Origin of the sequence: Halorussus halophilus (assembly GCF_008831545.1) — an archaeon.
Taxonomy (GTDB): domain Archaea; phylum Halobacteriota; class Halobacteria; order Halobacteriales; family Haladaptataceae; genus Halorussus; species Halorussus halophilus.
In genome coordinates, this window is sequence record NZ_CP044523.1 from 1,130,938 (window position 1) to 1,157,928 (window position 26,991).

Below are 26,991 nucleotides of genomic sequence, written 5' to 3' on the forward strand. Positions count from 1 at the left end.
CCGGATGTTACTCTTCGGCGTACAACCGAACTAACCCGCAGTCCGGACACCGCCGCGGCACCACGTCGAGCGCGGTACTCGCACCGACGGCGGCCAGCAAGTCGTCGCCGTTCTCCTCCGTTCGGACGCGAAACTCGCCGTTTCCGGTGAACAGGTCGGCCTCCTCCAGCGGCACCTCACAATCAGGACAGCGACCCGTCGTTGCCATGTCGAGTTGTCGTCACTGCAACTCGAAAAACATGTCGGTTATCGTTACTTCTTCGACACCACGAACAGAGCCAGAATCGATTCGCCGACGAACCGACCGGAGTCAGTTCGTCGAGACGATGTCGATGACGTCGCGCTCGTCTAACACGCTGTCGGAGCCGACCTGTCGGTTGCTCCGGCAGTCGATGCCGTGGAGGAACCCGTCGCCCAAATCGGAGTGGATGTGGTACGCGAAGTCCTCCGCGGTGGACTGTTCCGGCAGGAGGAAGCAGTCGGGCAGGACCTCACCGTTCTCGTTGCCGAGGCCGTTCGCGCCGCCGGGGAAGACTGGCACGACGCCCAACTCCTCGAAGAGTGCGTCTTCAATCGCTTGCTGGACGCCAGTGCCGCCGTACTCCGCTACGAACTCCTGAATCTCTTCGAGACCCTTGCGCTGTTCGTCCGAAACGTCGGCCACTATCTCGAACTCAGTGTCGCCGGGCCGGTATTGGACTGCACCCTGTTCGTCGGCGTTCTTCAGGGCCTTCTCGGCGTGAGCGCTCGCAGGCGTAAACGTCAGATGCTCGTACTCGGGGTCCGACGTAATCTCCTCGAAGTTTTCCTGTGCCTCGGGCGTGTCCATCTTGTTTGCGGCGACGACCATCGGTTTCGTCGTCTTACGAATCTCGCGCGCCAAATCTTCTCTGTCATCGTCGTCCCACGTCTCGGGTTCGAGTTCCAAACCGAGCGAGAGGATTTCGCGTTTTATCTCGTCTTTGTTGATGCGGAACGCGCTCATCTGCTCGGCCAACTCGATTTCGATGTCGTCCTCGTTGCCGTCGTAGCCGCTCTCGTAGCGGTTGATTCCCTTCTCCAGAATTTCGAGGTACCACATGTCGAGTTCCGCTTCGAGGAAGTCGATGTCCTCGCGCGGGTCGTGGTCCTCGACCGGTTCGCCTTCGATGTCGGTCTTGCCCGAGAAGTCAACGACGTGGACCAGCACGTCCGCTTCGTTCAGGTCGGTGAGGAACTGGTTGCCGAGGCCGCGACCCTCGTGTGCGCCGGGGACGAGTCCCGCAACGTCAACGAGTTTGGTCGGTACGAAGCGCGTTTCGTCCTTGCAGAAGCCGACGTTCGGCGTACACTGCTCGTCGAACTCCGGGGCGGCACACTCGACGCGCACGTAGGCTTCTCCGACAGAGGGGTCGATAGTCGTGAACGGGTACGCGCCCTCCGGCACGTCGTCCATCGTCGCCGCGTTGAAGAACGTCGATTTGCCCACCGAGGGCTTGCCGACGAGACCGATTTTGTAGCTCATTGGGTTCGTCTGACTGACGAATAGCTAAAAACCCATCTATCGCCGAGAGCGGGCGTGAGGCGTTGTCACGGCACAGTTTGGCACTTGTCTGGCCCCGTTTTCGCCCGGAGATTTTTGTCGTCCCTCGTCGTGTCTCTAGTGGATGATTTTCCGACTGTCGCAGAGACGGAGCAGTGGATGGGGCTGAGAGACCGCACACGGTCGCTGGTCGGAACGCTGTCGTTTCTGGCTCAGTGGCTCTGCTATCGTCTCGTCGAGCGACTGCAGTTCTGGGAGCGCGACGACTCGTTGTGGGTGTTCGGCGCGCGCGGCGGCGAGGCGTTCGCAGACAACGCGAAGTACCTCTACCTGCACGTGGCTGCCCAACACGCCGATATACGGCCTGTCTGGCTCTCGAAGAACCGTGAGGTCGTCCGAGAGCTTCAGGAGGAAGGCTACGAGGCGTACTACTGCTACTCGCCCAGCGGACTCCTCCTCAATTTGCGCGCTGGCGTCGTCTTCCTCACGCAGGGCCACCGAGACCTCACGATGCCCTGCTGTGCGGGCGCACTGACCGTCCTGCTCTGGCACGGCGTTCCCCTCAAGAAAATCTCTTGGGACGCAGGATTCGCCGAGGAACCAACAGTCGTCCAAAGAGCCCACGCCGACATGGCCGCGGAGTTCGACGTGCTCACGGTCCCTGGCGGGGCATCGACCCGCGTCTTCGAGTCGGGTCTTCGAATCGACCGCGAGCGAATGGTCGCGACTGGCTATCCGAGAAACGACGCCCTGTTCGACTCGATTCCGGGCGAAGCGGTCGGCACCGACACCGACTCGTTGGCGAACGTCGAGCGCCTTTCGGCGGACCACCCCGTCCTGTTCTACCTGCCGACGTTCCGAGAGTGGGACGGCGGGTCGGTCGCCGCACAACTCGACTTCGCGGCGCTCGACGACCTTCTCGAACGCCGCGACGCGTATCTCGTGCTGAAGATGCATCCCCGTGAGCCGCTTCCCGTAGACGCGGCCGACTTCTCGCGCGTCGTCGTCCTCCCCGAACACACCGACGTCTATCCGTTTCTCCGGCACGCAGACGCGCTCGTGACCGACTACTCCTCCGTCGCGCTCGACTACCTCCTCCTCGACCGGCCGCTCGTCTTCTATCCGTTCGACCTCGACCGCTACCGCGAGAAGCGCGGCCTCTACTTCGACTACGACGAGGTGACGCCGGGACCGGTCGCCCGAAACTTCGAGGACCTTCTCGTGGCGCTCGACGGTGCGTTGTCCGACCTCGACGCTCCCGGCGAGTTCGCCAGCGAGCGCCGTGCAGTGCGCGAGCGGTTACTGGACGACGATAGTCCCGGACTCGATGACGAGCGTTCAGCAACTGGCCGGTCGGCCGCCGTCTACGACTTGGTCCAACGCCACCTCTCGAACGCTCGATAGACAACCTATCTCTCCGGTTCGCTCCCCTCACTATTTATTTCCAGAGGGAAACATTGAAGTCGAGGTTATTCTAAGGACGTTCAAAGGGTGGCAACGTCGCTCTTGGTCCCCCATCGGGTCGCCGAGGCGTCGTACTCACGAAGACATGGCTGATACGACAGGAACCACGACAACGGACGTAGCGGGCCGAAACGAACTCTCCATCATCGCTCACCGCGGTTTCGCGGGGGTCTACCCCGAGAACACGCTCGCGGCCGTCGAGCAAGCGACTACTGGGGCGAGACAAGCAGACCTCCCCGAGATGGTCGAAGTGGACGTGATGGCGAGCGCCGACGGCGAAATCGTCGTCTTCCACGACACTGACCTCGCTCGCGTGACGAACGCGCCTGCCGACCTCGCCGAGCAGAAAGTCTGGGAGACGCCGTTCGAGACCCTGTCGGAACTGGAAGTGCTGGGCACTGGCGAGACGGTGCCGACGCTCGAAGCCGTCCTCGACGCGATTCCGCCCGAAGTCGGTCTGAACGTCGAGTTCAAGAACCCTGGTTCGGCGGCGGTTCGACCTCGGAAAAATCTTCCACGTGAAGTGCGCGAGACGCAGAAAGAACTGTGGCTCGACTTTGCGGCCGAGGTATCCGAGACGCTCGCCGACTACGACCACGAAATCCTCGTCTCGTCGTTCGCCGAGGGCGCGCTGGCGGCGGTCAGAGAGGTCGCCCCCGAAATCCCCCTCGCGGCCGTCTTCGCCACGTCCATCACCGACGGGATGGAAATCGCCCGCCGGTACGACTGCGAAGCGGTCCACCCGCCGTGGAACATGATTTCGGGGACGCCGCTGTTCAACAGCGAGTACGGGACGCTCGGTCCCTACGAGGACATCGACCTCGTGGACATCGCCCACAGCGAGGGCCGGGCCGTCAACGCGTGGACCGTCGAGAGTTGGTATCAGGCGACGCATCTCCGGCAGGCAGGCGTAGACGGACTCATCACGGACTACCCCGGCGTGGTTCGGTTCGGTGACGCCACTGCCGAGTGAGTCGGGGTCGCCGATTCCTATCTAAATAAAACAGTTCGTTTCCGACTTTTCGCCGTTCAATCTACGCATCAGACGAATACAGAGTGGCCGGTATCGTTAACCGTGACTACGTCGCGGTATGGTGCGGTGATACAATGAGGGGGATAATTTTAGCGGCTGGTATCGGGTCTCGACTGCGGCCGGTGACACTCTCCAAACCGAAATGCTGTGTCACTGTCGGCGACGCACCGATTCTGACTCGGCAACTCCGAGCGTACGCCGACGCAGGCGTCACGGACGTGACCGTCGTCGCCGGGTATCTGGCCGACGACGTGCGAACGCTCTGCGAAGAAGTTGCCCGAAAACGTCCTGAACTCGACGTATCTATCGAAGAAAGCGAGGTGTACGCTAACACCGACAACATGTACTCGCTCTACCTCGCTCGCGAGGCCGTCGCGGGCGAACCGTTCGTCCTCAGTAACGGCGACGCCGTCTTCGACTCGGAACTGCTCGCGGACCTCGTGGACGCCGACGCGAAGAGCGCCGTGGCGGCCGACCCGGCCACCTACTCCGACGAAGCGATGAAAGTCACCGTGGACGACGCCGGACGCGTCTCACACATCGCCAAGGACGTTCCCGAGAACGTCGCGCACGCCATCTCGAACGACGTGTACCGTTTCTCTGCGGACTTCTCTGCGAGCCTCTTCGAGGAGATTACGCGAACCGTCGAACAGGAGGGCGACTACTGTGGGTGGACAGAGGCCGCTATCGACCGAATCGTCCGGAACCAACCTCACGACCTCGAACCGGTGGACGTGAGCGACCACCGCTGGGTGGAAATCGACGACTTCGCGGACCTCGAACGGGCAGACCTCCGCTTCTCGCAACTCTCGGATATCACCGAGAAAGAGGCCGTCTTCTTCGACCTCGACGGCACCGTGTATCTGGACGACGAACTCGTAGACGACGCAAAGACTGTTATCGACCACCTTCGTGCCGCGGGCGTCGATGTGTACTTCCTGACGAACAACTCCTCGCGCTGGAAAGACGACTATACAGCGAGACTCGCGAATTTGGGTATCGCTGCAGACACCGAACAAGTACTGCTCTCGACGGACGGCGTCATCGATTATCTAGAGCACGTGGACGACGAGGTGTACGTCCTCGGCACTGAGCGAATGCGTGCGGCCCTCGCCGACAACGGTGTCGAACTCGGCGATGAAGACCCGGCCGCCGTCGTCGTCGGCTTCGACACGGAACTCACCTACGAGAAAGCCCGGACTGCCACGTTGGCGATTCGGAACGGCGCGACCTTCCTACTGGCGCATCCCGACGCGGTCTGTCCCACTGCGGAGGGCTTCGTCCCGGACTGTGGCTCCATTGGCGCGATGATAGAGCGCGCTACCGACCAACAGCCAGCGCGCGTCTTCGGGAAGCCCAACCCCGAGATGCTAACGCACGTCCTCGAATCTGAGGGCTACGACCCCGAGGACGTGCTAGTCGTCGGCGACAGGTTAGAGACGGACGTACAACTCGCCGAGAACGTTGGCTGTGACTCCGTCTGTGTCCTCTCGGGCGATTCGACCCGACTGGAAGTCGAGCAGAGCGACCTCCACCCGTCGCTGGTCGCCCCTGACGTGAGCGTACTGACTCGACTCTTACCGGACACCGACGCCAAGGAGGCAGGAATCGACCGGGACACGGTAGACCCGGACGCCGTGGAGGCGGTTCCGGCAGGCGACCGGAGTGAAGAGTAGTGCCCGACGTCCGGACGGGCTACGTCACACAGACCCACACCGGCGACGTGTCGTGGCGCGAGGCAGTAGACGAGGGTGCCCGTATCGGCTTCGACTTCGTGGAACTCTACATGGACGGCGCGACAGAGCGCGCGAAACTCGACGCCGAAGCGGTCGAATCGCGGGTCTCCGGCGCGAATATCGACCTGCTCGTCCACCTGCCGTTCGCGGACCTCGAAATCGGGTCGCCTCGGGAACTGGTTCGAGAGGGGTCGCTGGACGAACTGCGCGCCTGCATCGAGACGGCGGCGGAGATGGGCGCAGAGAAGGCAGTCCTCCACGCTAGTTCGCACGCCACGCCGCCGGAGTGGCACGTCGAAGATATCGCGCCACTCCTGCTGAAGTCGGTGCGCCAGTTGGACGCGTTCGCGGAAGAACGTGGCGTCGAAATCTGCGTCGAGAACCTCCCGGGCGTGCTGTTCACGATTCACGACATGGAGCGAGTGTTCGCGGAGACGTCGGCCTCGATGACCCTCGACACAGGTCACGCGCGAGTCGATGGCGTGGACGCCGAAGGCATCGCGGAGTTCCTCGACAGCCACGGCGAGCGAGTGAGCCACGTCCACGTCAACGATTCGCGGCAGGCGGCGGACGAACACGTACCGACTGGGTCTGGCAATCTGGACTTCGAGACCGCGCTCGCGCCGCTTCGGGAGGGGTGGAAAGGGACCGTCTCGATAGAGGTCTACACTTTCGACTTCGACTACGTGGCACTGAGCAAGGAGAAACTGGATACGTATCTGTAGGATTTGGCGTTCGAGTAACGAGAATTCTATTTCGGAGTCTCGTCCTTTGCTTCGGCGCGCGCTGGTGCGACCCCCGTGGTCGCGCCAACTTCGTGCGAGGTCTTTCTGAACGCAGTGAAGAAAGGCCCGGCAGACGGGGCTTGTCTGCCGGTGGATGACTGAGCGAAGCACCGCAGGTGCGAGTGAAGGAATCGGCTGGGGAGGTGTGTGGCTGTCGCGGTGCGGTCTCCATCGGTATCGGGAGTAGCTAGCTTCGACTCTGCTGTCCGCTCTACGGTGAATTCGGTATAGCGGATATTGCCGCGTAGAAAGCCCCCGTCCGCTCGCGGTCGCTCAGCGACATATCTGCAAACCGCCGACGGACAAACCGCGTCCGTCGAGGTCTCCGAAAATCGGAGATTTTCGGGATCAGGCGGGAGCGTTGCTCCCGCCGACCTCGCGGAACGTCGTTCCGCTCAGTCACGAAAGAGCGTCGCTCTTTCGAACGATCACACTCGCTTCGCTCGCGTGACCGCGCAGATAGAGGTCGCTGAGACGACCACGGCGAGCGCGAGCGTCCGGCCCCTTTCAGTCCCGCCCGTTCGGTTCGTCAGCCCGCTGTTTCCGGTGGTTGTTCAGTCTGCCACGGCGTCTCTCCACATCCCTCTCGCGCCCCGAAATATATCCCCCATGCCGTCGTCTTCTTTGCTATGAGCGCAACCTTCGAGTACGCAGACCAGACCGTCCTCGTCACGGGTGCCAGCGGCGCACTCGGGAGCGCCGTCTGCCAGACGTTCGCCGATACCGGTGCGACAGTTGCCGCGACGGACGTGGTCGAACCGGACGACGACTCTGCCGCTCTCGACCCCGCTGCATCGGAGCGAATCCACTTCTATCAGGGCGACTTCACTGACGAGTCCGAAGTCGAGCGGGTCGTCTCCGAAGTGGCCGACGACCACGGCGGTATCGACGCGCTCGTCAACGTCGCCGGAACGTGGAAGGGAGGGTCGCCAATCGAAGACACCGACGTGGACACCTTCGACCTCCTGCTGGACGTGAATCTCAAGACGATGTTTCTGGCGAGCAAGCACGCGCTGCCGCACCTGAAAGAGCGGGACGGGCAGCAGGGCGCAATCGTCAGCGTTAGCGCCCGCGCCTCGCTGGAGGGCGGCGAAGGCGACGGTCCCTACCGAGCCTCCAAGGCAGGCGTCCGCCTACTCACCGAGACCATCGCCGAGGAAAACGAGGGCGTCGTCCGGGCGAACGCGGTCATGCCGAGCGTCATCGACACGCCCGCGAACCGTGAGATGATGCCCGACGCAGACCACGAGACCTGGGTCGCCCCGGAAGACATCGCCGAAGTCATGCTCTTTCTCTGCTCGGAGTCCGCGTCGGTCACCAGTGGCGCGGCAGTTCCGGTGTACGGCGAGGCGTGAACGGCATCTTCTTCGACGCGCATGAACGACTGTCCAGTTTCTTCGCTTTCCCGACCTGTTAGCGAAAACACTTCAAGAAAAAACAACCAGACGGCGACGAATCGTTTCGTTTATGGCTGGCGATTTGGAAGCCAAAGTCACACATGGCTCAACGAGAGACCTGGACGAGTAGAATCGGATTTATCTTCGCCGCTGTCGGGAGCGCGGTGGGACTCGGGAATATCTGGTCGTTCCCGTTCCAGACCGCCGCGAACGGCGGGGCGGCGTTCCTCGTCGTCTACCTACTGGCCGTCTTCCTCATCGGCTTCCCGACGATGATGATCGAGTTCGTCATCGGACGGCGCGGCGAACAGAATCCCGTCGCCGCATTCGAAAAAATCGGCTACGGCAACTGGTCGTTCACCGGCGGACTCGGCGTCTTCTCCTCGCTGGTGACGCTGTCGTTCTACAGCGTCGTCGGCGGGTGGGTCCTCAGCTACATCGTCGGTAGTGCCACCGGCGCGTACTTCGGTGACCCCGGCACGTACTTCGGGTCCGTCGCGTCCGGCCCGACTGCAATCGCCGCCCACGCCGTCTTCATGGCGATTACCATCGGCATCGTCGCCTCGGGCGTCACCGACGGTATCGAGCGCGCGACGAAGGTCATGATTCCCGCCATCCTCGTTCTACTGGTCGGCATGGCCGCGTGGGCGACCACGCTCTCCGGTGCGTCTGCGGGGTACGAGTACTACCTTTCGCCGGACTTCGGTGTCATCGCCGACAACTTCGCGTCGATCGTCCCGCCCGCGATGGGACAGGCGTTCTTCACGCTCTCGCTCGGGTTCAGCGTCATGATCGCCTACTCGTCGTACCTCGGCCGTGACGACAGCCTCCCGGCCGACGGCGGTGCAATCGTCGTGGTCAACACCCTCGTCGCACTCCTCGCAGGGTTCGTCATCTTCCCCATCTTCTTCGCCACTGGCGGCGCTGAAGGTGCAGGAAGTGGCGGTGCAGGGACCGCGTTCGTCGCGCTCGCCGGAGCGTTCGGTAGTCTTCCGGCAGGTCAAATCATCGGGTTCGTCTTCTTCGCCGTCCTGTTGTTCGCAGCACTGTCCAGTTCGATTAGCCTGCTGGAAGTGCCGGTGTCCTACGTCACCGAGAGCTACGGTTACAGTCGAGGGACGACGGCGGTGGTGATGGGTCTCGCCATCGCGCTCCTCGGCGTGCCCGCGACGTTCGGCACGTCGTGGCTCGGTTTCTACAACGACCTCGTGTTCAACATCTTCCTCCCCATCGCGGTCCTGCTGTTCGCCGTCTTCGCTGGCTGGGTTGCCAACAGGGAGGCCGTGGACGAACTCGGTCGCGGTAGTTCCGTCGGCGAGTCGTTCACGACGGCGTGGCTCTGGTGGATTCGAATCGTGGTTCCCATCGCCGTCATCGTGACGCTCTACCTCGGCGTCGAGTCGCTGTACACTGGTCTCACATCTGGGGCGTACTTCTAACGCTCACGAATCGTAACCACTCGTTTTCTTTCGGAATGCACGCAGACTGAAGGGACCTGCGTAGTCGCGTGAAGACCGTGATTTTTCTCTCCTGACGGTTTTCAATCTCGAAACACTCTTCCGACTCGATTGGCCATTGTGTATCAATGACACGTGAATCGTGGCACACCCGCCTCGGCTTCATCCTCGCGGCCGTTGGGAGCGCCGTCGGACTCGGCAACGTCTGGCGCTTTCCGTGGATGACCGCCGAGAACGGCGGGAGTGCCTTTCTGGTGGTATATCTCGCAATCGTTCTCCTCGTCGGCGTCCCCGGCTTGCTGGCGGAGTTCGTCATCGGACGGCGTTCGAACCGTAATCCGGCTGGTGCGATGTTCAGGCTCTCCTCCGGGTCGAAGTCGTGGGGGATGGTCGGTCTGTTCGGCGTCGTGACTGCCGTCGTGCTACTGTCGTTCTACAGCGTCGTCGGCGGGTGGATTGTTCGGTACTTCCTGTCGAGTTTCATCGGGTCGTACCACGCAGCACCAGCAGCGTACTTCTCGGGTATCGACTTCGGCATCGGCGCGGCCTTCTACCACGTCGTCTTCCTTTCGCTGACCGCTTTCATCGTGGTCGGGGGCGTTCGGGACGGTATCGAGAAGGCGACGAAGGTCATGATGCCTCTGATTCTCCTCCTGCTCGGGGCGCTGGCCGTCTGGGCCACTTCCCAACCGGGCGCAGGTGCAGGGCTGGAGTTCTACCTGAACTTCGACGCCGCGTACCTCCAGAACAACTTCTTCGACGTTCTCGGAGCGGCCGCGGGCCAAGCCTTGTTCACGCTCTCGCTCGGCGTCGGGACGATGATAACCTACGCCTCGTATCTGGGCGACGACAACGACCTAGCGCTCGACGGGAGCATCATAGCGGTGCTGAACACCGGCGTCGGCGTCCTCGCGGGACTGGTCGTCTTCCCGCTCCTCTTCGCGACGTTGGGCGAACTCTCCGGCACGGCGGCCAAGGGCGGTGCTGGTGCGCTGTTCATCAGCCTCGCGGGTGCGTTCTCACAGGTGCCGTTCGGCACGGTGCTGTCGGTGCTGTTCTTCGGCGTCATCACGCTAGCCGCGCTCTCCTCCTCGATTAGCATGCTCGAAATTCCGGTCGCGTACCTCGTGGACGAACACGACATGGAGCGTCGAAACGCCACGCTCGGACTCGCGGGACTGATTCTGTTCACCGGATCGGCGAACGCCCTGAATCCGGCGCTGTTCGACTTCGTCGCGAGTACGCTCGTAGACCTTATGTTGACTACCGGTCTCGTCGGTTTCCTCGTCTTCGCTGGGTGGGTCCTCGGCAAAGACGCCCTGTCGGAGTTCTCGGCAGGCGCAGGACGCTCGCGCGCCATCGGCCCAGCGTGGCTCTGGAGCATCCGAACGGTACTGCCCGTCTTCCTCGCGGGGACGCTCCTCGTGAATCTGCTCGCGCTGGCTGGCTTCTCGGTGGGCGACCTACTGGCGTTCGTCGTCCCGTAGTTTTTGCCCTAAGTTCGACGAGCGTCGAACCTATTTTTAGCAACTCTTTTCCGGCCTCTCGTCGTGAAATCGTCTAACGACCATGCGGAGGGTACGACGACTATGACGATGGAAGACAAGCTAGCGGAGTTGCGCGAGAAACGCCGGGAAGCCCTGAAGGGCGGCGGCGAGGACCGCATCGAGTCCCAGCACGAGAAGGGCAAGATGACCGCGCGCGAGCGCATCGACTACTTCCTCGACGACGGCACCTTCAACGAGTTCGACCAACTGCGGACCCACCGGAGCCACAACTTCGGCATGGAGGAAAAGCAGATTTCCGGCGACGGCGTCGTCACGGGCTACGGCGAGGTCAACGGTCGCAAGACGTTCGTCTTCGCCCACGACTTTACCGTCTTCGGTGGTTCTCTCGGTGAGGTGTTCGCCGAGAAGGTCACGAAGGTCATGGACAAGGCCGTCGAAGTCGGTGCGCCCGTCATCGGCCTGAACGACTCGGCCGGAGCAAGAATTCAGGAGGGCGTCTCCTCGCTGGCTGGCTACGCCGAAATCTTCCGGCGGAACACAGAGGCGAGCGGCGTGGTACCCCAGATTTCGGCCATCATGGGACCGTGCGCTGGCGGTGCGGTCTACTCGCCCGCGATTACGGACTTCACCTTCATGGTGAAAGACACCAGTCACATGTTCATCACCGGGCCGGACGTCATCAAGACGGTCACGGGCGAGGAGGTCACCTTCGAGGAGTTGGGCGGCGCGAAGACCCACGAATCGACCTCCGGCGTCGCGCACTTCGCGGAGGACAGCGAGGAAGACGCACTCGACAACATCCGCCGACTCCTCTCGTATCTCCCGCAGAACAACGTCGAAGACCCGCCACGCGTCGAACCGTGGGACGACCCCGAGAGACAGGACGAGGAACTCGAATCCATCGTCCCGGACGAGCCGAAGAAGCCCTACGACATGGAACGAGTCATCGACGGCGTCGTAGACGAAGACTCCTTCTTCGAGGTGCAGGAAGGCTACGCGAAGAACATCGTCATCGGCTTCGCGCGCCTCGACGGCCGCTCGGTCGGCATCGTCGCCAACCAGCCACGAGTCAACGCGGGCACACTCGACATCGAGTCCAGCGAGAAAGGCTCGCGGTTCGTCCGCTTCTGTGACTCGTTCAACATCCCAATCGTCACCTTCGTGGACGTGCCCGGCTTCATGCCCGGCACGGACCAGGAACACGGCGGCATCATCCGACACGGCGCGAAACTGCTCTACGCGTACTCGGAAGCCACCGTCCCGCTCCTCACCGTAATCACGCGGAAAGCCTACGGCGGAGCCTACGACGTGATGGCCTCCAAGCACATCGGCGCTGACGTGAACTACGCGTGGCCGACCGCCGAAATCGCAGTGATGGGGCCGCAGGGTGCGGTGAACATCCTCTACAGCGACGAACTGGAGGAGGCCGACGACACCGAGGCGCGCCGACAGGAACTCATCGACGAGTACCGAGAGGAGTTCGCCAACCCCTACACGGCCGCCGACCGCGGCTTCGTAGACGACGTGCTCGAGCCGACGGAGACTCGCCCGCGACTGATAGACGACCTCGAAATGCTCGCCAGCAAGCGCGACGAGCAACCGGACAAGAAACATGGCAACATCCCGCTCTGAGGAACGTGAGGACGGGGCGGCGGGGTCCGACGCCGACTCCACGACTGCCGACCCGCTCGCGGACGTGAACCTCACGCTCCCCGACAACGCCAGCGAGGAAGAGGCAGCGGCGATAGCTGCTGCTATCGGGGCGCATCTCCGAGACCAAGAACTGGCCGCGCAGGAGGGTGAGGAAGAAGAGACGTGGGACGGCAAGCGATGGGCGTTCGCCGGGAAGTTGCGCGGGCTTCAGGGCCGCGCTGGGCGTGTGCCGACGAGTGCGCCGACTGATGCGTGGTCGGCTTCGGGACGGACGGATAGGTTCTAGACCACCTTTTTCTGGGGGATTCAGCTACTTTTCCAACTGGACCGCGATAGCTGACTGAGCAAACCACGGGGTGGGACTTTCGAAGAAGAAGTTCTGGATGCGTTGATTGTGAGCACGGAGTCGAGAAGAAGCTAGCTACTCCCGATACCGAGGAGAAACCGTACTGCGCCGCACAGCACCGCCTCAGCCACACACCTCCCCAACCGATTCGCTCACGTCCGTTCGCTCATCCACCGGAAGAACAAGTTCTTCCGAGCCTGCGGTCACTCCGTTCCCGAAGACCTCGCGCATTTTGACGCGACGAGAACGCCGTCGCGTCAGCGCGCGCCAAACAAAGAGGCCGTATCGTGACCTCCGAAAGCGAGGTTCCGAAGCGACTCTTCCGTTTTTCACGCCCGACACACAGCCAGCATGTGCTCCGAGAAGTCCACTGCCGTCCGGTCTTCCCGTAACATCTCGACTACCTCCTGAACACTCTCCAAAGCCTCCTCGTCGGCGTCTTCCAACTCGTGTTTCATCCGACTGGCGACGTTCTCCAAGCCGACCAGCGTCTCGACTTCGAAGCCTGCCTCCTCCAACTCCCGTTCGAACTCCGCCGCACGGAACCCGTGGCACTGCGCCCAGCCGTCGCCGCCAGCGAACTTCTCGACGCGTTCGGCGGTGTAGTCGCCGTCCGCGGCGATGGGCGAGAGCAGGCCGTGAGAGCTATCGAGGGTGAACTTCAGGATGTCTCGGAGCATGACGAACCGGCCGATGACGGAGACAAAGACGGGCGCGCCCGATTTTGCGACTCGCCGCAACTCGGCCATCGCCTGCTCGCGCTCTGACTCGTCTACGATGTGGCTCAGCGGGCCGCCGAGACAGCAGACCGCGTCGAACTTGCCGTCTTCGAAGGGAAGGGTTCGAAGGTCGCCCTGCTGGCAGTTTACTTGCGATTCGACGCCGCGCTCGCTTATCTTCTCGCGGGCGATGCGGACCTGCTCTGCGCTCAAGTCGAGGTGTTCGACTTCGTACTCCGCTCCCTGCTCGGCGAGCCAGACCGAGTAACGTCCCGGACCACCTCCAGCGTCGAGAATCCTGCCTGAATCGGGGAGATTTTCCGCGAGATAGTCTATCGTGTTCTCGAATTCCAGCCGTGTCACGGGGTCTCGCTCCAGTCGCTCCCACTCGCCGTCGGCGAACGCGTCGTAGTACTGCTGGGGGTCCAAGTCGGCCATCGTACTCGAAACATATCGGTCTCGATAATAGGGGTTGGGGTGGCGTGCAAAGGAACAGCACGGGAGAACTCGGCGTAGGTGCGGTGGAGGGTCAGAAGCGTCAGCGGACGACTTACCGTGAAGGCCCCGAAGCGTCAGGGAGACGACTACAACTTCCGCACGCGCATCTCCATCGGTTCCTCGGGGCGGAGCGTCGCGGCCATGGTCAACTCGGGGTCGCCCTCGTAGACCGGTTCGAATTCGACGCGCTGGGCCAGCGTCGCCAGCGTCAGTTGGAGTTCCGTCATGGCGAATCGCATGCCGATGCAGTGGCGCGGACCACCGCCGAAGGGGAAGTAGGCGTACTCCGGTCGCTCGGGGTCCTCCGCGGCGAACCTCTCAGGCCGGAACTCGTCGGGGTCGTCCCACCACCGCTCGTCCCAGTGGAGTTTGAACGTCGGAATCGAGAGGGCCGTTCCTTCCGGAATCGTGTAGGGGCCGACCTGTACGTCTTCGGTCGGTTCGCGGAAGATGACGTAGGCGGGCGGGAACAGTCGAAGCGACTCTTTGACCACCTGCTCAGTGTAGTCGAGGTTTGGCAGGTCGAACATCGACGGCGAACCGTCCAGTTGCTCGTCGAGTTCCGCGCGAAGTCGCTCTGCGTTCTCGGGGTTCTGGCCGAGCAGATGCCACGTGTAGGTCAGCGCGAGCGACGTCGTCTCGTGGCCTGCAAACAGGAAGGTTATCATCTGGTCGCGGATTTCCCGCTCGTTCATCGTCTCGCCGTTCGGTCCTTCCGAGTCGAGGAGCAACGATAGCAGGTCGTCGTACTCCTCGCCGTCGCTCTCGCGTCGTTCGGCGAGCAACTCGTCCACGAGCGACTCGAAGTCGGCCATTCCCTGCCTGAACCGGCGATTCTTCGGCGTCGGCACCCAGTCGGGGAGGAACGCAGACACGCCGCTGGCGTCGCCGCGTTCGTTCAGCGCCGCCGTCGCCTCGCGGACGGGTGCGCGACGCTCGGCCACGTCGATGTCGAATAGCGACTTCGCCAGAATCTGGAGGGTCAACTCGCTCATCGCGTCGTCCACGTTCACGACTTCGCCGTCTTCGAACTCGTCGGCCGTCTGCTCGGCGTATCTGACCATCGCGTCGGCGTAGCTCTGGATGCGGTCGAGCGTGAACGCTGGTTGCATCTGGACGCGCTGGTCGCGCCACTGCTCGCCTTCGGTCATGACCAAGCCTTGCTCGGCGAAGCCAGCGGCCGAGTCGCGGAATATCTCTGCTTTCACGAACTTGTCGCTCTTCTCGACCAGAACTGCTTCGACGTATTCGGGTTCGAAGAACGTGCAGAAGTCGTACCCGCCGACGCTGTAGCGCACTGCATCGCCGTACGATTCGAGGCGGTCGTAGAACGCGAACGGGTCGCGTATGAACTCGAAGGTGTTGCCGACCAGCGGTTTGCCTGCGAGACGCGGGGGCGTCTCGTCGGTCGTGGCCGCTTCCCGACCGCTTGCGGCCTGTCTCTCGTGGCTCCCGGCCTGTTCGTCGCCAGCGGCTACGTCCGTGTCGTTCATATGTGAGTGTCGTGACGGCTTCTCGATAGGGATTCCGTCGAACTCCCTAGCTTCTTTAAATACGGTTACGAACGTGGGGGCGTGAACTACCTCACGCTCACCCTCCACCAACCTCGCGAGACGCGCCACCCGATGCAGAATTTTATCGCCGACTCAGACGCCGTGGCCCGCGAGGAACTGCTGTCGTGGAATATTCTGCACGAGGAGAGCGTCGAGTACCTCCTCTTCTTCGTGGACGGCGAGATTGTACCGTATCGCGAGGCCATCTCGGAGATCGAGTCGGTTCCCGAGTACACGTTAGTTCCCATCGACGACTCCTCGTTCTACGCCTACGTGGTTCAGGAGACCCGCGACGAAGACGTTCGGTTCCGTACTGCCTTCGCGCGCCGCCGGTTACTCGTCGTGCCGCCTATCGAATACACCGGCGAGGGCCACATGCGGTTCACGGTCATCGGCGACCCCGAGGACATGCGGTCGCTCGTGAACGCCATGCCAGACTCGATCACCGCCGAAATCGAGGAGGTCGGCGAGTACGACCACCGTCACGGCACCGTCGCTGGCGCGCTGACCGACCGGCAGTTCGAGGCTGTGACGGCCGCGAAGGAGGTTGGCTACTACGAGGTGCCCCGCGAAGGGTCGCTCTCTGAGGTGGCCGAGAAATTGGGCTGTGCTGAGAGTACGGCTTCGAATCTGCTCCGGAAGGCCGAGTCGCGGGTGATGTCGGAGTTGGTGGCTGGTCGCTGACGGAGTCGGTAGCAACACGTTGAAGGGGAGGTAGCCAGTCGTTGATCCGGTTCGTCAACCGACTCGCCACTCGAAGTGGACGAACCACCAGTCGCTTGTTCCGAACCGACAGAATGAGGTAGCCTTCTCGAATACTCTTCCGTAAGAATGTTCGACAAGGTTCTGGTCGCCAATCGAGGTGAAATCGCAGTTCGCGTCATGCGGGCCTGCGAAGAGTTGGATATCGGTACCGTCGCCGTCTACAGCGACGCAGACAAGGATTCGGGCCACGTGCGCTACGCCGACGAAGCGTACAATGTCGGTCCGGCCCGCGCCGCCGACTCCTACCTCGACCACGACGCAGTCGTCGAGGCCGCACAGAAAGCCGGTGCGGACGCCATCCACCCCGGCTACGGTTTCCTGGCCGAGAACGCGGAGTTCGCGGGCAAAGTCGAAGACACTGAGGGCGTCAAGTGGATTGGCCCGTCGGCCGACTCGATGCAGCAACTCGGCGAGAAGACCCACGCCCGCAAGACGATGCGGGAGGCAGACGTGCCCATCGTGCCGGGCACGACCGACCCCGTAGAAGAGGCTGAAGAAGTCAAAAAGTTCGGTGAGGAACACGGCTACCCGGTCGCTATCAAGGCGGAAGGCGGCGGCGGTGGCCGCGGCATGAAGGTCGTCCGCAGTGCCGAAGAAGCCGAAGACCAACTCGAATCCGCGAAACGCGAGGGCGAGGCGTACTTCGACAACGCTAACGTCTACCTCGAACGCTACCTCGAAAACCCGCGACACATCGAGGTCCAGATTATCGCGGACCACCACGGGAACGTCCGGCACCTCGGCGAGCGTGACTGCTCGCTCCAGCGCCGCCACCAGAAGGTCATCGAGGAAGGGCCGTCCCCGGCACTCACCGACGAACTGCGCGAGAAGATTGCTGAATCTGCTCGTCGCGGTGCCGACGCCGCTGGCTACTACAACGCCGGCACCTTCGAGTTCCTCGTGGAAGAAGACGAGTCGCGCGGCCCCGACGAACTGCTCGGCGCGGACGCGAACTTCTACTTCCTCGAAGTCAACACGCGGATTCAGGTCGAACACACCGTCACCGAGGAACTCACGGACATCGACATCGTGAAGTGGCAGATTAGAGTCGCACAGGACGAGGAACTCGGCTTCGCCCAGAGCGACGTGGACCTCGAAGGCCACGCGATGGAGTTCCGCATCAACGCCGAGAACGCCGCAGACGACTTCGCGCCCGCGACGGGTGGCCAACTGACGACGTACGACCCGCCGGGCGGTATCGGCGTCCGAATGGACGACGCGCTCCGACAGGGCGACGACCTCGTCACCGACTACGACTCGATGATTGCGAAGCTCATCGTCTACGGGGGCGACCGCGAGGAGTGTATCGTCCGCTCACAGCGCGCGCTCGCTGAGTACGACATCGAGGGTATCCCGACCATCATCCCGTTCCACCGCCTGATGCTCGAAGACGACGAGTTCGTCGGTGGCACGCACACGACGAAGTATCTCGACCACCACCTCGACCAAGACCGAATCGAAGAGGCCCAAGAGAAGTGGGGCAGCGACACCACCTCGCCGAGCAGCGACGAGGAAGTCGTCGAACGCGAGTTCACCGTCGAGGTCAACGGCAAACGCTTCGAAGTCGAACTCGAAGAGCGCGGCGCGGCCGCAATTCCCGCGGGGAACGCCGGGTCCGGTGGCGAGAAGCCACAACCTGCGGGCGGCAGCGACGACGGCGGTTCGGACGCGAGTGTGGACGGCGACGGCGAGAGCGTCGCCGCCGAGATGCAGGGCACCATCCTCGACGTGAACGTCTCGGAAGGCGACGAAATCGCTTCGGGCGACGTGGTCTGTGTCCTCGAAGCGATGAAGATGGAGAACGACGTAGTCGCCGAGCGCGGCGGTACCGTGACGCAAGTCGCCGTCGCAGAGGGCGACAGCGTAGACATGGGCGACGTGCTCGTCGTCATCGAGTAGCCGCCGATTGGCGGATTTCTGATTCGTCTTGGCCATCGATCAACCATACCGTTTTCTCGACGCTACGGCGCGACTACATTTAAGATGCCTCTCACGTCATGGTGAACAGTTAACCGGGCTCCGGTCGCACGGTAATTACACTCACAATTGTAACTGCGCGTCCTTCACGTACGCGCGTCTTTCTCGTCCACGCCTCCACCATGTCAAAAGATACACCGACATCGACTTCCGGTGAACGTACTCGTGCCGTAGAATCACTCGACAGGACTTTTCGCGCGCTCGCCGACGAACGTCGCCGCAAGACGCTCTGGTATCTCGACCGGCACGAAACGGCCGACTTGACCGACCTCGCCGACCATTTGTCAGACGGTAGCGAAGACGCCGCCCGTCGAGCGTACACGTCGCTGTATCACAAACACCTTCCGATGCTCTCGGCCGCGGGGCTGGTCGAGTACGAAGCAGAGAGCGAGCGCGTGGTCCTCACGACCGACACCGAACCGCTCGAAGTCGTCCTCGACTCGATGGGGAAGCTCGCGGAATAGGAGGAAAAACAAGCGTTTCTTGACCTCCTCCTCCCTACGAGGAGGTATGAACGACACTCGCCGGGCCGTCCTCGACGCGCTCGCCGACGGTCCCGTCACCGGACCCGCGCTCGCCGACGAGTTGGGCGTCTCGCGCAACGCCGTCTGGAAACACGTCGAAGCGCTCCGGGGGGCCGGATTCGAAGTCAGTAGCGACGACACCGGATACGCCCTCGAATCCGTGCCCGAGTTCGGCGGCCCGGCCGTCGAGTTCGGACTGGACGCCCCGTTCGAAGTCGAGTACCACGAGTCGGTCGGCAGTACGAACGACCGCGCCCGGCAGGTCGCCGCAACTGGAGCGGCAGACGTTGCAGTTGTAGCAGACGAACAGACAGGCAGTCGTGGGCGACTCGACCGCGAGTGGTCGGCCCCGAGCGGCGGCGTCTGGACGAGTTTGGTCCTTCGGCCGGACTTGCCGCCGGCACACGTCCCTGTACTCACGCTCGCCGCCGCCGTCGCGACGACCGACGCCGCACGCGAGGCAGGCGTGCCTGCGGAGATAAAGTGGCCGAACGACGTGCTCGTAGAGGGCGAAGACAAAAGCGCCACCGCCCGCGGCGGCCACAAACTCGCAGGCATCCTCACCGAGATGGAGGGCGAAGCGGACCGCGTCTCCTGGGTCGTCGTCGGCATCGGTGTCAACGCGAACCTCGACGCCGAAGACTTGCCCGAGGGAGCGACGAGCCTCCGGGACGAGAACGGCGACGTAGACCGCAGACGCTTCGTCCAGCGACTTCTCGAACGGTTCGACGAGTTGCGAGACGACCCCGAGGAGATTCTGGATGCGTGGCGCGACCGCTCCGCGACGCTCGGCCAGCGAGTGCGCGTCGAAACTGCCGACGGCGAAGTCGTCGGCGAGGCCGTAGACGTGGCGCTCCCGGGCGCACTACTTGTCGAGACCGAGGACGGCCGAGTCAGAGTTCACGCGGGCGACTGCGAGCATCTTCGGCCCGAGTAAGAAGACGGACTACTCTGCGGCGACGTGGTCGGTTTCCGGTTCGGCGTCGGCCGCCGGACCGTCGTCGTCGCCGACCCGCACAGTCAGCACCGGCACGGAACTGTCGCGGACGACGCCCTCCGAGACGCTGCCGAGAAGTAGGCGGTCGATACCGCCGCGGCCGTGACAGCCCATGACCACGAGGTCGCAGTCTTCGCGCTCGGTGCAAGTGACGATGCGCTTGCTCGGCGACCCCTCTTCGACGTGGGTCGTCACTTCGACGCCGTGGTCGGCGGCGATTGCTTCGACTCGTTCCAGAGCGGCGTCGCCTTCTCGACGCAACGTGTCGCCGACGCCGTCCCACGACCCCTCCATCGGGAACCCCGCGTAACTGGCGGAGTTGAGGACGTAGACGGCGTGTAGTTCGGCGTCGTGCGCGGCCGCCAGCGCAGCGGCGTGCGCGACCGCGCGCTCGGTCTCGGTCGAACCGTCGGTCGGCACGAGAATCCGCTCGTACATGTTGCTCGTCATGTGATAACACACCACGGTTCTTAACTATTTGGCATAGACAACAGCCGACGAGAAAACGGACGCGGCTATAGAAGGACTTCTTTCACGTCGCTCGCACCCGCTCGCCGCACCACGGCGCGAACCACGTTCTGCACACCCGCGAGGTTGTCCGAGTCGCCGTCCAGTACGAGCAGTTTCGCGTCGTGGCCCTCCTCGACGACGCCGCAGTTCAGCCCGGCGATTCGCGCGCCGTTGAGCGTCGCCATCCGGAGGACTTCCCGTGCAGTTACGTCTGCGAGTTTCGCGGCGAACTCCATCTCGCGAAACATCGACGGACTGTTCAACATCACGTTGTCGGTTCCGAGCGCGACGGTGGTTCGCTCGACCAGTTCTGCGATTGGTGGCGTGCCGACGCCGGTCACGAGGTTCGAACGCGGGCAGACGACCACCGGAATCCCGCTGTCCTCCAAGCGTTCCAAGTGAAGTGTCTCGGGGTGGACCATGTGGACGAGGAAGTCCGGGTCCAAGTCGAGCGCCGGGTTGATGTCTGTCGCGTCGCGCTCTCCGGCGTGGATACCGAACAGTTTCTCCTCGCGGGCAGTCGCGTTTCGCTCGTAGGAGAAGTCGCCGTCGCGCGCACCGCTCGCACCGAACCCGTCTGCCGCTTCCATCGCGTCGGCCGTCTCGCGGCCGAGAATCACTGGCGCTACGCTGCTACCGGAGGAGGCCTCTCTGAGCATGTAGACGCCTTCGACGCCGCCTTCGCGGAATTCGAGGAACGACGTCGTGCCGGTCGTCTCCATGAGCCGAATCGAGCGGCGCATGGCTTCGACCTTCTCCTCGCGGGAGGCTTCGCGGAGCAACTGGTGTTTCAGGCCGTCCGGTGGCGCGACCAACGCGTCGAGGTCTAACCCCTCGCCCGCTTCCTTGGCGATGGAGTCGCCGATGTGCGTGTGGGCGTTGACGAACGCCGGGAGGATGACGTCGTCCGAATCGACGCTCGCCTCTTCGACGGCCGCAATCGTTCCGTCCTCTACGACGACCCGGCCCTCGACGGGTTCGAACTCCGGCCCGCGCAGGACGGTCCCCTCGATTTTCATGTGCGGTGAACTCTCGGCGAACCCCCTTGAACTTCCCCATTTCACACCCGCGGTAGCCGCTGCTGTTGGCGTCCCGTCAGGAACTCCGGTGGTAACTCGCTGTGCGGACGCTCGGACGCGAACAGTTCGTCTAGCGTCTCGAACGACCCCAACTCGGCCTTCCCGGAGTCCAGTCGCCGGCCTCGCGGGCGGCCGCTCCAGTCGGTGTACAGCAACGAGGCGTGCAGTTTGACCATCCCGACTTCCGTCTTTTCGAGCAATCCGACGAGGTCCTCGAACTGCGACTCGACGGCTCGTTCGGTGTCTCTACTCCGGCGGCGAAATGTGACCGGCGCGACGAGCGTCGCGGTTTCGCCGCTTTCGAGGTGGGTCTTCCCTGTCGCGTCGGTCGCGCCCTCTCTCCGAAACGGCACGTCGGCGCGGTCTATCGTCCACTCCGCGCCCTCGTACACGACTGGGTGTTCCGTACTCACGCCAATCTTCGAAGCGTCCGCCCGGTACAGCACGAGGTCGAGACCAAGTGTGAGGTCTCGAATAGGAGACGCGCCTTTGTTCGCGACTTCGGCGACGATTCGGGTCTCCCTCGTGCTGGTCTCGATGGAGTATTCCTGAACCTCGACGACTGGCTCCTGCTCGCGTTCGATGAGTCGCTGTTGGCGCTCCATCAGTTCGGTCTGGCGACGCTGGGTCTCGCTCATCTCCCGGTAGAGGACGGCGAGAATCAGCGAGAGCGCGAGTGAAGTGACCGTTCCGAACACGCCGACCCACTCGGCGAACCCGACCGTCGAAGGCGGAGCGAGCACGTACGCGGCCGGAATCGTCACCACGAGCGCCGTCGCCAGGAGCACGAGCCACCAGTTCCGTCGAAGCGTCGAGCGCAATCGGTCTGACACGTAATCGAGTTACCAGACGAGATATATAAAATTTCGACGACCGACCGTGGCTACAGTTCGAGTCCCCGCTATTCGAACTCGTCCAGGGTCGTCCGCTGGCCGGTCGAGCGAATTTCGCTGACGAGCGCGCCATCCGTCTCCAACCCTAGTACGTTCTCCGCGGCGTGGCCGACGGTATCCGTGACTGCTGCAGGGGCATACACGCCGAGACGCCACTGCTCGCGTTGGACTCGCTGGAGCGCCGACACCAGCGTCGATTGCTGGCCGAGACGACGAATCTCGCCGTTGACGATGACTCGCGAGGACGATTCGCGCATGCTCGGGCGACTGAGTACGTCCACGATGACCTGCTCGCGGTTCACGTCGGCGGCGTCGGCGATGTTGTCCTCGAACTCTCGAATCGCCTCGTAGTCGGCATCGATGACTTCCTCCGGCACGTCGTCCATCTCCGCCCAGACCGCCCGCTTGTAGAGGTCGCGGTCGCCGAGTCGGCGCGCGAACTCCGCCGTCTCGGGGGTGTCGCGCAGTGCCGCGAAGAAGTCGTGGTCGTCCATCCGGCGCAGTTGCTCGGGCGTCACGTCCGATTCTGCTAGGAGTCGTTCGCTCCCTCGCTGGAGCAGTCCCCGGCAGATGCGCGTGACGTGGTGGTTGTAGACGGTCGGGTTCATCAGCGACCGGGCGAGGAGCAAACTCTCTGCGGTCGGGACGTTCCCCTCGGCTAAGACCAACTCGCCGTCGATGAGTCGCAGTTCGCGGACGAGTCGCGCGTGGTCGATGGTCCCGTACGGAACGCCCGTGTGGTGGGCGTCCCGGACGAGGTAGTCCATGCGGTCCACGTCGAGTTCTCCGGCGACGATTTGGCCGAGTTTCGCGTCACCGCGGACGAAATCTGCGATGGTCGCCGGGTCGAGGTCGTGGCTCCTGAGGACGTCGCCGACCGCGCGCTCTGCGAGTAGTTCGTCTACGTCGTCGTGGTACTTGCCGGTGTGTCGGTGGATGACCTCCTCGATGGTGTGGCTGTAGGGGCCGTGGCCAACGTCGTGGAGGATAGCGGCCGCCTGCACCTGTTTCGCGCGCTTGCCTTCGATACCGAGATGGTCGAGTGCTTCGCAGGCCAGATGGTAGACGCCGAGACTGTGTTCGAAGCGCGTGTGGTTCGCAGAGGGGTAGACGAGATGTGCCGGACCGAGCTGCTTGATGCGTCGAAGTCGCTGGACCGCAGGCGTGTCGAGAAGAGCGCGAGCGACGCCCTCGACCTCGATGTGGTCGTGGACGCTGTCCTTGATAGTCTTCATAGGCGACGTTTTGCCGCCATCGTATAAAAACCGCCGGACCGGTAGCAGAGGCCTTGCACACAGCGTAAGCGTTTACCCCCCAGCACTCGCAGGCTCTGACATGGTTACGTTTCTCTCCGGGGGCACCGGCACCCCCAAGCTCTTGGAGGGTTCGCCCGCTGTCTTCGACCCGGCCGACACCACCGTCGTCGGCAACACCGGCGACGACGTGGAACTCGGCGGCCTGCTCGTCTGCCCGGACATCGACACCGTACTCTTCCAGCAGGGCGGCGTGCTAGACCGCGAGTACTGGTGGGGCATCGAAGACGACACCACCGAGACTCACGACGAACTCGCCGCACTCGCCGACGCCGCCGGACTGGAAGACGGGCCGCGCTATCTCGATGCGGAAGCACAGACTGCTGGCAGAGACATCGCCAACTGGCGGCGCTTCTCCGGCGTCGCGGAGTTCATGGAACTGGGCGACAGGGACCGGGCAGTCCACGTCACGCGGACGAGTCTGTTGGACGAAGGACAAAGTCTCACGGAAGTCACTCGCACGCTCGCTGACGCCTTCGACGCGGCGGTGGATGTCGTGCCGATGAGCGACGACCCTGTGGCGAGCATCATCCACACGCCCGAAGACGAGCGATTCGACGACGAGATGCACTTCCAAGAGTTCTGGGTGGCCCACCGGGGCGAACCCGAGGTCGAAGACGTGGAGTTTCGCGGCGCGGCAGACGCGACTGCGACCGACGCTGCGCTCGGTGCCATCAGCGAGGGGCCCGTCGTCGTCGGTCCCTCGAACCCCGTGACGAGCATCGGGCCGATGGCCGCACTCGACGGTCTCCGCGACGCCCTCGAAGAAGCGACGGTCGTCGCCGTCTCGCCGTTCGTCGAGGACGAGGTGTTCTCCGGTCCGGCGGCGAAACTCATGGCCGCAGTCGGCTACGACGCCTCGACCGCTGGCGTGGCGGACGCCTATCCGTTCGCCGACGCCTTCGTACTGGACGACGCCGACGGCACCGAACTCTCACGGCCGGTCGTCCGAACGGATACGAAGATGGACGACGATGGAGACGCCGAGCGCGTCGCGCAGGCAGTCGCCGACGCGCTGGAGGTGGTCTGAGTGTTCGAGCCGAGAGTCGCCATCGCCAGTCTCAGCGGCGAGTCAAACGCCGAGTGGGCGACAGCGGCGAGCGAGTTCGTGGGGGCGGCGTTCCTCGGCGGTATCGCGCTGGACGGCCCAACCCGAGAGGCGGCCCGCCAGATGACCGACCGCGAGCGCGAGGAGTTTCTTCCGGGGGACCCCGTCGCGTTCGTGGACGACGAACTCGCCGCGCTCGACGGGAGTAAGAGCGATGACGATACCGACCCGCCGCTTCGGGCAGGCTTCAACGTCCGGTCTAGCTCGCCCGAACCGATTCGGGAGGTCGCCAGCGTCTGCGCCGACTACGACGCCATCCTCGAACTCAACGCCCACTGTCGGCAGGACGAAATGTGCGCCGCGGGCGCTGGCGAGTCGCTCCTTCGGGACACCGACCGACTCTGCGAACAAGTTGAAGTCGCGGCAGACGAATGCCCAGACGTGAGCGTGAAAGTCCGCGCAGAACTCCCCGGAGTCGACCTCCCCGAAGTCGCACGCCGAATCGCCGACGCAGGAGCGTCTGCGATTCACGTCGATGCGATGGACTCCGAGCCAGTTATCGCCGAAGTCGCAGACGCCGCGAACCTGTTCGTGATAGCCAACAACGGCGTCCGCGACGAGGCGACCGCCCGAGAGTATCTCTCCTACGGGGCCGACGCGGTCAGCGTCGGCAGGCCGAGCGACGACCCCGTGATTCTGGCTCGCGTCCGAGAGGCGACAGAAGCGTGGTTCTCAGGGGAGCACTCGGAAGAACCGAATGGAGAGGAGGTGTCGCTATGACGCCCGCAGAAAACGCCCAACTGGCCCTGCTCCTCGAAGTGGCGGGCACCCCCAAACCCGGCAACGTGGACCGCGAGCGTGACTTCGACGACCTCCGGTTCGAACACTTCCTCGCGGGGTCCGTCGGCGCTGGGTCCGGACTCAGAACTGCCGAAGACGGTGCGCCGGTCGGCGCAGCCTTCGAACAGGCAGTCGCGGGGATGAGCCAACAACGCGGCGGCAACACGCAGTTCGGGGCCTTGCTCCTCCTCGTTCCGCTGGTTCGCACGAGTGCCGAGAGTGACCTCGTCTCGGAGAGTGTCCGCGCAGTCGTGGAGAACACCACCGTCGAGGACGCCACGAACTTCTACCGCGCGTTCGACCACGTGGACGTGTTCGTGGACGACCCGCCGGAAGACGCCGAACCACTGGACGTGCGGCGTGGAGCCGACGCAGTTCCCGCTCTCGAAGACCGCGAGACGACTCTGTACGACGTGATGGAGATGAGCGCGCCCGACGACGGCGTGGCCAACGAGTGGGTGTCCGGATTCGAGCGCACCTTCTGGGCCGCCGACAGACTCACCGACTTCGAAGGGCCGATTTCGGCACGCGGTGCGCGGGTGTACCTCGAACTCCTCTCGCGCGAACGCGACACGCTGGTGCAGAAACAGCACGGCCGAAAAGTAGCCGAGAGCATCCGCGTGCGGGCGCAGGAGGCCCTCGAAGGCGGCGGTGCCGTGATAGAGGCCTTCGCGGAGTCGCTCGTGGACGACGACATCAACCCCGGCACGACCGCCGACATCACCGCGGCCGCGTTGTTCGTCGCGCTCGAAACCGGAGCCGTGGAAGTGTGACTGCCAACGCCGCCGAGTGGCCCATCGAGTGGTCCGGCGTGACCGAGTCGCTGGTGACGACGCTCGGCCCGAACGAGCGCTGGAACGTCGCGGCACTAGGTCTGCATCCGCCCGACGAAGGCCGGAGGGCAGGTGTGACAGAAGGCGCAGTCACTGCCGAGACGTGGGGGAACACCCGAACTCGGCGCAACTTCCACCGGCAGGGCGGTGGCTACGTCCAGTTCACGCGCGACCCCGTCGCGTTCACGAACGCCGCGCTCTCGATTTACGAGGTGGATGCGCCGGTCCTCGACAGCGCCGACGCGTGGGTCGAGGTAGACGTCGAACTACTCGACTCGAACGAATCGGACGGCACGACCGTCGAAACGTGGGCACTCACGCCGGTCGAATCCGGGGTCGAACGCGAGGTCGTACCGACGATTAACCGCGGATTCGCCGCCGTCGTGGAGGCGACAGTCGCGGCCTCACGACTCGACGTGGACGCCTACGAGACAGAAACACTCCGCGACCGATTGGACTACTTCGAGACTGTCGGACGAAACTGTGGGGGCGAGCGCGTTCGTGCGGCGTTCGACCGTTTGCACGAGTTGCTCGACTAGAC

Annotated in this window: 25 protein-coding genes; 17 read left to right on the forward strand and 8 right to left on the reverse strand. The window is 63.5% G+C overall.

Going from position 1 to position 26,991, the window contains the following annotated elements:
• Positions 1-7: 7 nt before the first annotated feature.
• On the reverse strand, positions 8-208 hold the full coding sequence (locus F7R90_RS05575; protein WP_158056275.1) for a hypothetical protein: 201 nt from the start codon (positions 206-208) through the stop codon (positions 8-10).
• Between the two features lie 102 nt (positions 209-310).
• On the reverse strand, positions 311-1,504 hold the full coding sequence (locus F7R90_RS05580; protein WP_158056276.1) for a redox-regulated ATPase YchF: 1,194 nt from the start codon (positions 1,502-1,504) through the stop codon (positions 311-313).
• Between the two features lie 138 nt (positions 1,505-1,642).
• On the opposite strand from F7R90_RS05580, the gene F7R90_RS05585 reads away from it, so the two are divergent.
• From F7R90_RS05585 to F7R90_RS05625, 9 genes are all read left to right on the forward strand, one after another.
• Complete coding sequence (locus F7R90_RS05585; RefSeq protein WP_158056277.1) at positions 1,643-2,926, forward strand: CDP-glycerol glycerophosphotransferase family protein; 1,284 nt, start codon at positions 1,643-1,645, stop codon at positions 2,924-2,926.
• A gap of 145 nt (positions 2,927-3,071) precedes the next feature.
• Positions 3,072-3,959 carry a glycerophosphodiester phosphodiesterase gene (locus F7R90_RS05590; protein ID WP_192498412.1) on the forward strand — a complete coding sequence of 296 codons (888 nt, stop codon included), beginning with the start codon at positions 3,072-3,074 and terminating at the stop codon, positions 3,957-3,959.
• 134 nt (positions 3,960-4,093) lie between these two features.
• Positions 4,094-5,695, forward strand: coding sequence for an HAD-IIA family hydrolase (locus tag F7R90_RS05595; RefSeq protein ID WP_225741270.1), 1,602 nt, complete (start codon positions 4,094-4,096; stop codon positions 5,693-5,695).
• Positions 5,695-6,480: a sugar phosphate isomerase/epimerase family protein gene (locus F7R90_RS05600; protein ID WP_158056279.1), complete on the forward strand. Its 786-nt coding sequence runs from the start codon at positions 5,695-5,697 to the stop codon at positions 6,478-6,480. Before F7R90_RS05595 ends, F7R90_RS05600 begins: the two co-directional genes overlap by 1 nt.
• 689 nt (positions 6,481-7,169) lie before the next feature.
• Positions 7,170-7,895 (forward strand): SDR family oxidoreductase, encoded by a 726-nt coding sequence (locus tag F7R90_RS05605; protein WP_158056280.1) that lies wholly within the window; start codon positions 7,170-7,172, stop codon positions 7,893-7,895.
• Between the two features lie 143 nt (positions 7,896-8,038).
• Positions 8,039-9,376 carry a sodium-dependent transporter gene (locus tag F7R90_RS05610; RefSeq protein ID WP_158056281.1) on the forward strand — a complete coding sequence of 446 codons (1,338 nt, stop codon included), beginning with the start codon at positions 8,039-8,041 and terminating at the stop codon, positions 9,374-9,376.
• A gap of 146 nt (positions 9,377-9,522) precedes the next feature.
• Positions 9,523-10,881, forward strand: coding sequence for a sodium-dependent transporter (locus F7R90_RS05615; protein ID WP_158056282.1), 1,359 nt, complete (start codon positions 9,523-9,525; stop codon positions 10,879-10,881).
• A gap of 108 nt (positions 10,882-10,989) precedes the next feature.
• On the forward strand, positions 10,990-12,534 hold the full coding sequence (locus tag F7R90_RS05620; protein ID WP_158058845.1) for an acyl-CoA carboxylase subunit beta: 1,545 nt from the start codon (positions 10,990-10,992) through the stop codon (positions 12,532-12,534).
• Positions 12,515-12,841: an acc operon protein gene (locus F7R90_RS05625; RefSeq protein WP_368408543.1), complete on the forward strand. Its 327-nt coding sequence runs from the start codon at positions 12,515-12,517 to the stop codon at positions 12,839-12,841. The genes F7R90_RS05620 and F7R90_RS05625 overlap by 20 nt, the downstream gene beginning before the upstream one ends.
• Positions 12,842-13,230: 389 nt before the next feature.
• On the opposite strand, the gene F7R90_RS05630 is transcribed toward F7R90_RS05625, so the two are convergent.
• Positions 13,231-14,058, reverse strand: coding sequence for a class I SAM-dependent methyltransferase (locus F7R90_RS05630; protein WP_158056283.1), 828 nt, complete (start codon positions 14,056-14,058; stop codon positions 13,231-13,233).
• A 146-nt stretch (positions 14,059-14,204) separates the two neighbouring features.
• Positions 14,205-15,611 (reverse strand): cytochrome P450, encoded by a 1,407-nt coding sequence (locus F7R90_RS05635; protein ID WP_158056284.1) that lies wholly within the window; start codon positions 15,609-15,611, stop codon positions 14,205-14,207.
• A gap of 81 nt (positions 15,612-15,692) precedes the next feature.
• On the opposite strand from F7R90_RS05635, the gene F7R90_RS05640 reads away from it, so the two are divergent.
• The 4 genes from F7R90_RS05640 to F7R90_RS05655 all read left to right on the forward strand — a co-directional run bounded on the left by F7R90_RS05640 (position 15,693) and on the right by F7R90_RS05655 (position 19,874).
• Entirely contained in the window at positions 15,693-16,355 is a 663-nt protein-coding gene (locus F7R90_RS05640; protein ID WP_225741272.1) for a helix-turn-helix domain-containing protein, read from the forward strand.
• A gap of 147 nt (positions 16,356-16,502) precedes the next feature.
• Positions 16,503-18,335: an acetyl-CoA carboxylase biotin carboxylase subunit gene (locus tag F7R90_RS05645; RefSeq protein WP_158056285.1), complete on the forward strand. Its 1,833-nt coding sequence runs from the start codon at positions 16,503-16,505 to the stop codon at positions 18,333-18,335.
• Positions 18,336-18,535: 200 nt separating this feature from the next.
• Positions 18,536-18,877: a helix-turn-helix transcriptional regulator gene (locus F7R90_RS05650; RefSeq protein ID WP_158056286.1), complete on the forward strand. Its 342-nt coding sequence runs from the start codon at positions 18,536-18,538 to the stop codon at positions 18,875-18,877.
• Positions 18,878-18,923: 46 nt separating this feature from the next.
• Entirely contained in the window at positions 18,924-19,874 is a 951-nt protein-coding gene (locus F7R90_RS05655; RefSeq protein ID WP_158056287.1) for a biotin--[acetyl-CoA-carboxylase] ligase, read from the forward strand.
• 9 nt (positions 19,875-19,883) lie between these two features.
• On the opposite strand, the gene F7R90_RS05660 is transcribed toward F7R90_RS05655, so the two are convergent.
• The 4 genes from F7R90_RS05660 to F7R90_RS05675 form a co-directional block, all read right to left on the reverse strand.
• A complete protein-coding gene (locus tag F7R90_RS05660) occupies positions 19,884-20,384 on the reverse strand; it encodes a universal stress protein (protein WP_158056288.1) in 501 nt (166 codons plus the stop codon).
• Positions 20,385-20,449: 65 nt separating this feature from the next.
• The gene (locus F7R90_RS05665) at positions 20,450-21,463 is read right to left on the reverse strand and encodes an amidohydrolase family protein (RefSeq protein WP_158056289.1); all 1,014 of its coding nucleotides are present in this window, start codon (positions 21,461-21,463) and stop codon (positions 20,450-20,452) included.
• A 41-nt stretch (positions 21,464-21,504) separates the two neighbouring features.
• The gene (locus tag F7R90_RS05670) at positions 21,505-22,356 is read right to left on the reverse strand and encodes a hypothetical protein (RefSeq protein WP_158056290.1); all 852 of its coding nucleotides are present in this window, start codon (positions 22,354-22,356) and stop codon (positions 21,505-21,507) included.
• A gap of 68 nt (positions 22,357-22,424) precedes the next feature.
• A complete protein-coding gene (locus tag F7R90_RS05675) occupies positions 22,425-23,651 on the reverse strand; it encodes an HD domain-containing protein (protein WP_158056291.1) in 1,227 nt (408 codons plus the stop codon).
• A gap of 100 nt (positions 23,652-23,751) precedes the next feature.
• Here F7R90_RS05675 and cofD point away from each other — a divergent pair, with 100 nt between their 5' ends.
• Genes cofD through F7R90_RS05695 form a run of 4 tightly spaced genes read left to right on the forward strand, consistent with a single transcriptional unit; the run spans position 23,752 to position 26,989 of the window.
• Positions 23,752-24,759, forward strand: a complete 1,008-nt coding sequence (gene cofD / locus F7R90_RS05680; RefSeq protein ID WP_158056292.1) for a 2-phospho-L-lactate transferase — start codon at positions 23,752-23,754, stop codon at positions 24,757-24,759.
• A complete protein-coding gene (locus F7R90_RS05685) occupies positions 24,760-25,557 on the forward strand; it encodes a tRNA-dihydrouridine synthase (RefSeq protein ID WP_158056293.1) in 798 nt (265 codons plus the stop codon).
• Complete coding sequence (locus tag F7R90_RS05690) at positions 25,554-26,390, forward strand: triphosphoribosyl-dephospho-CoA synthase (protein WP_158056294.1); 837 nt, start codon at positions 25,554-25,556, stop codon at positions 26,388-26,390. Before F7R90_RS05685 ends, F7R90_RS05690 begins: the two co-directional genes overlap by 4 nt.
• Positions 26,387-26,989: a DUF447 domain-containing protein gene (locus F7R90_RS05695; protein ID WP_158056295.1), complete on the forward strand. Its 603-nt coding sequence runs from the start codon at positions 26,387-26,389 to the stop codon at positions 26,987-26,989. The genes F7R90_RS05690 and F7R90_RS05695 overlap by 4 nt, the downstream gene beginning before the upstream one ends.
• Positions 26,990-26,991: the final 2 nt, after the last annotated feature.

Bases quoted from the DNA above. Each gene is read 5' to 3' on its own strand.
- F7R90_RS05630 (WP_158056283.1), bottom strand. From the start codon at position 14,058: ATGGCCGACTTGGACCCCCAGCAGTACTACGACGCGTTCGCCGACGGC.
- F7R90_RS05690 (WP_158056294.1), top strand. From the start codon at position 25,554: ATGACGCCCGCAGAAAACGCCCAACTGGCCCTGCTCCTCGAAGTGGCG.
- F7R90_RS05635 (WP_158056284.1), bottom strand. From the start codon at position 15,611: ATGAACGACACGGACGTAGCCGCTGGCGACGAACAGGCCGGGAGCCAC.
- F7R90_RS05675 (WP_158056291.1), bottom strand. From the start codon at position 23,651: ATGAAGACTATCAAGGACAGCGTCCACGACCACATCGAGGTCGAGGGC.
- F7R90_RS05665 (WP_158056289.1), bottom strand. From the start codon at position 21,463: ATGAAAATCGAGGGGACCGTCCTGCGCGGGCCGGAGTTCGAACCCGTC.
- F7R90_RS05605 (WP_158056280.1), top strand. From the start codon at position 7,170: ATGAGCGCAACCTTCGAGTACGCAGACCAGACCGTCCTCGTCACGGGT.
- F7R90_RS05620 (WP_158058845.1), top strand. From the start codon at position 10,990: ATGGAAGACAAGCTAGCGGAGTTGCGCGAGAAACGCCGGGAAGCCCTG.
- F7R90_RS05595 (WP_225741270.1), top strand. From the start codon at position 4,094: ATGAGGGGGATAATTTTAGCGGCTGGTATCGGGTCTCGACTGCGGCCG.
- cofD (WP_158056292.1), top strand. From the start codon at position 23,752: ATGGTTACGTTTCTCTCCGGGGGCACCGGCACCCCCAAGCTCTTGGAG.
- F7R90_RS05655 (WP_158056287.1), top strand. From the start codon at position 18,924: ATGAACGACACTCGCCGGGCCGTCCTCGACGCGCTCGCCGACGGTCCC.
- F7R90_RS05575 (WP_158056275.1), bottom strand. From the start codon at position 208: ATGGCAACGACGGGTCGCTGTCCTGATTGTGAGGTGCCGCTGGAGGAG.
- F7R90_RS05625 (WP_368408543.1), top strand. From the start codon at position 12,515: ATGGCAACATCCCGCTCTGAGGAACGTGAGGACGGGGCGGCGGGGTCC.
- F7R90_RS05615 (WP_158056282.1), top strand. From the start codon at position 9,523: ATGACACGTGAATCGTGGCACACCCGCCTCGGCTTCATCCTCGCGGCC.
- F7R90_RS05650 (WP_158056286.1), top strand. From the start codon at position 18,536: ATGTCAAAAGATACACCGACATCGACTTCCGGTGAACGTACTCGTGCC.
- F7R90_RS05645 (WP_158056285.1), top strand. From the start codon at position 16,503: ATGTTCGACAAGGTTCTGGTCGCCAATCGAGGTGAAATCGCAGTTCGC.
- F7R90_RS05660 (WP_158056288.1), bottom strand. From the start codon at position 20,384: ATGACGAGCAACATGTACGAGCGGATTCTCGTGCCGACCGACGGTTCG.
- F7R90_RS05610 (WP_158056281.1), top strand. From the start codon at position 8,039: ATGGCTCAACGAGAGACCTGGACGAGTAGAATCGGATTTATCTTCGCC.
- F7R90_RS05580 (WP_158056276.1), bottom strand. From the start codon at position 1,504: ATGAGCTACAAAATCGGTCTCGTCGGCAAGCCCTCGGTGGGCAAATCG.
- F7R90_RS05590 (WP_192498412.1), top strand. From the start codon at position 3,072: ATGGCTGATACGACAGGAACCACGACAACGGACGTAGCGGGCCGAAAC.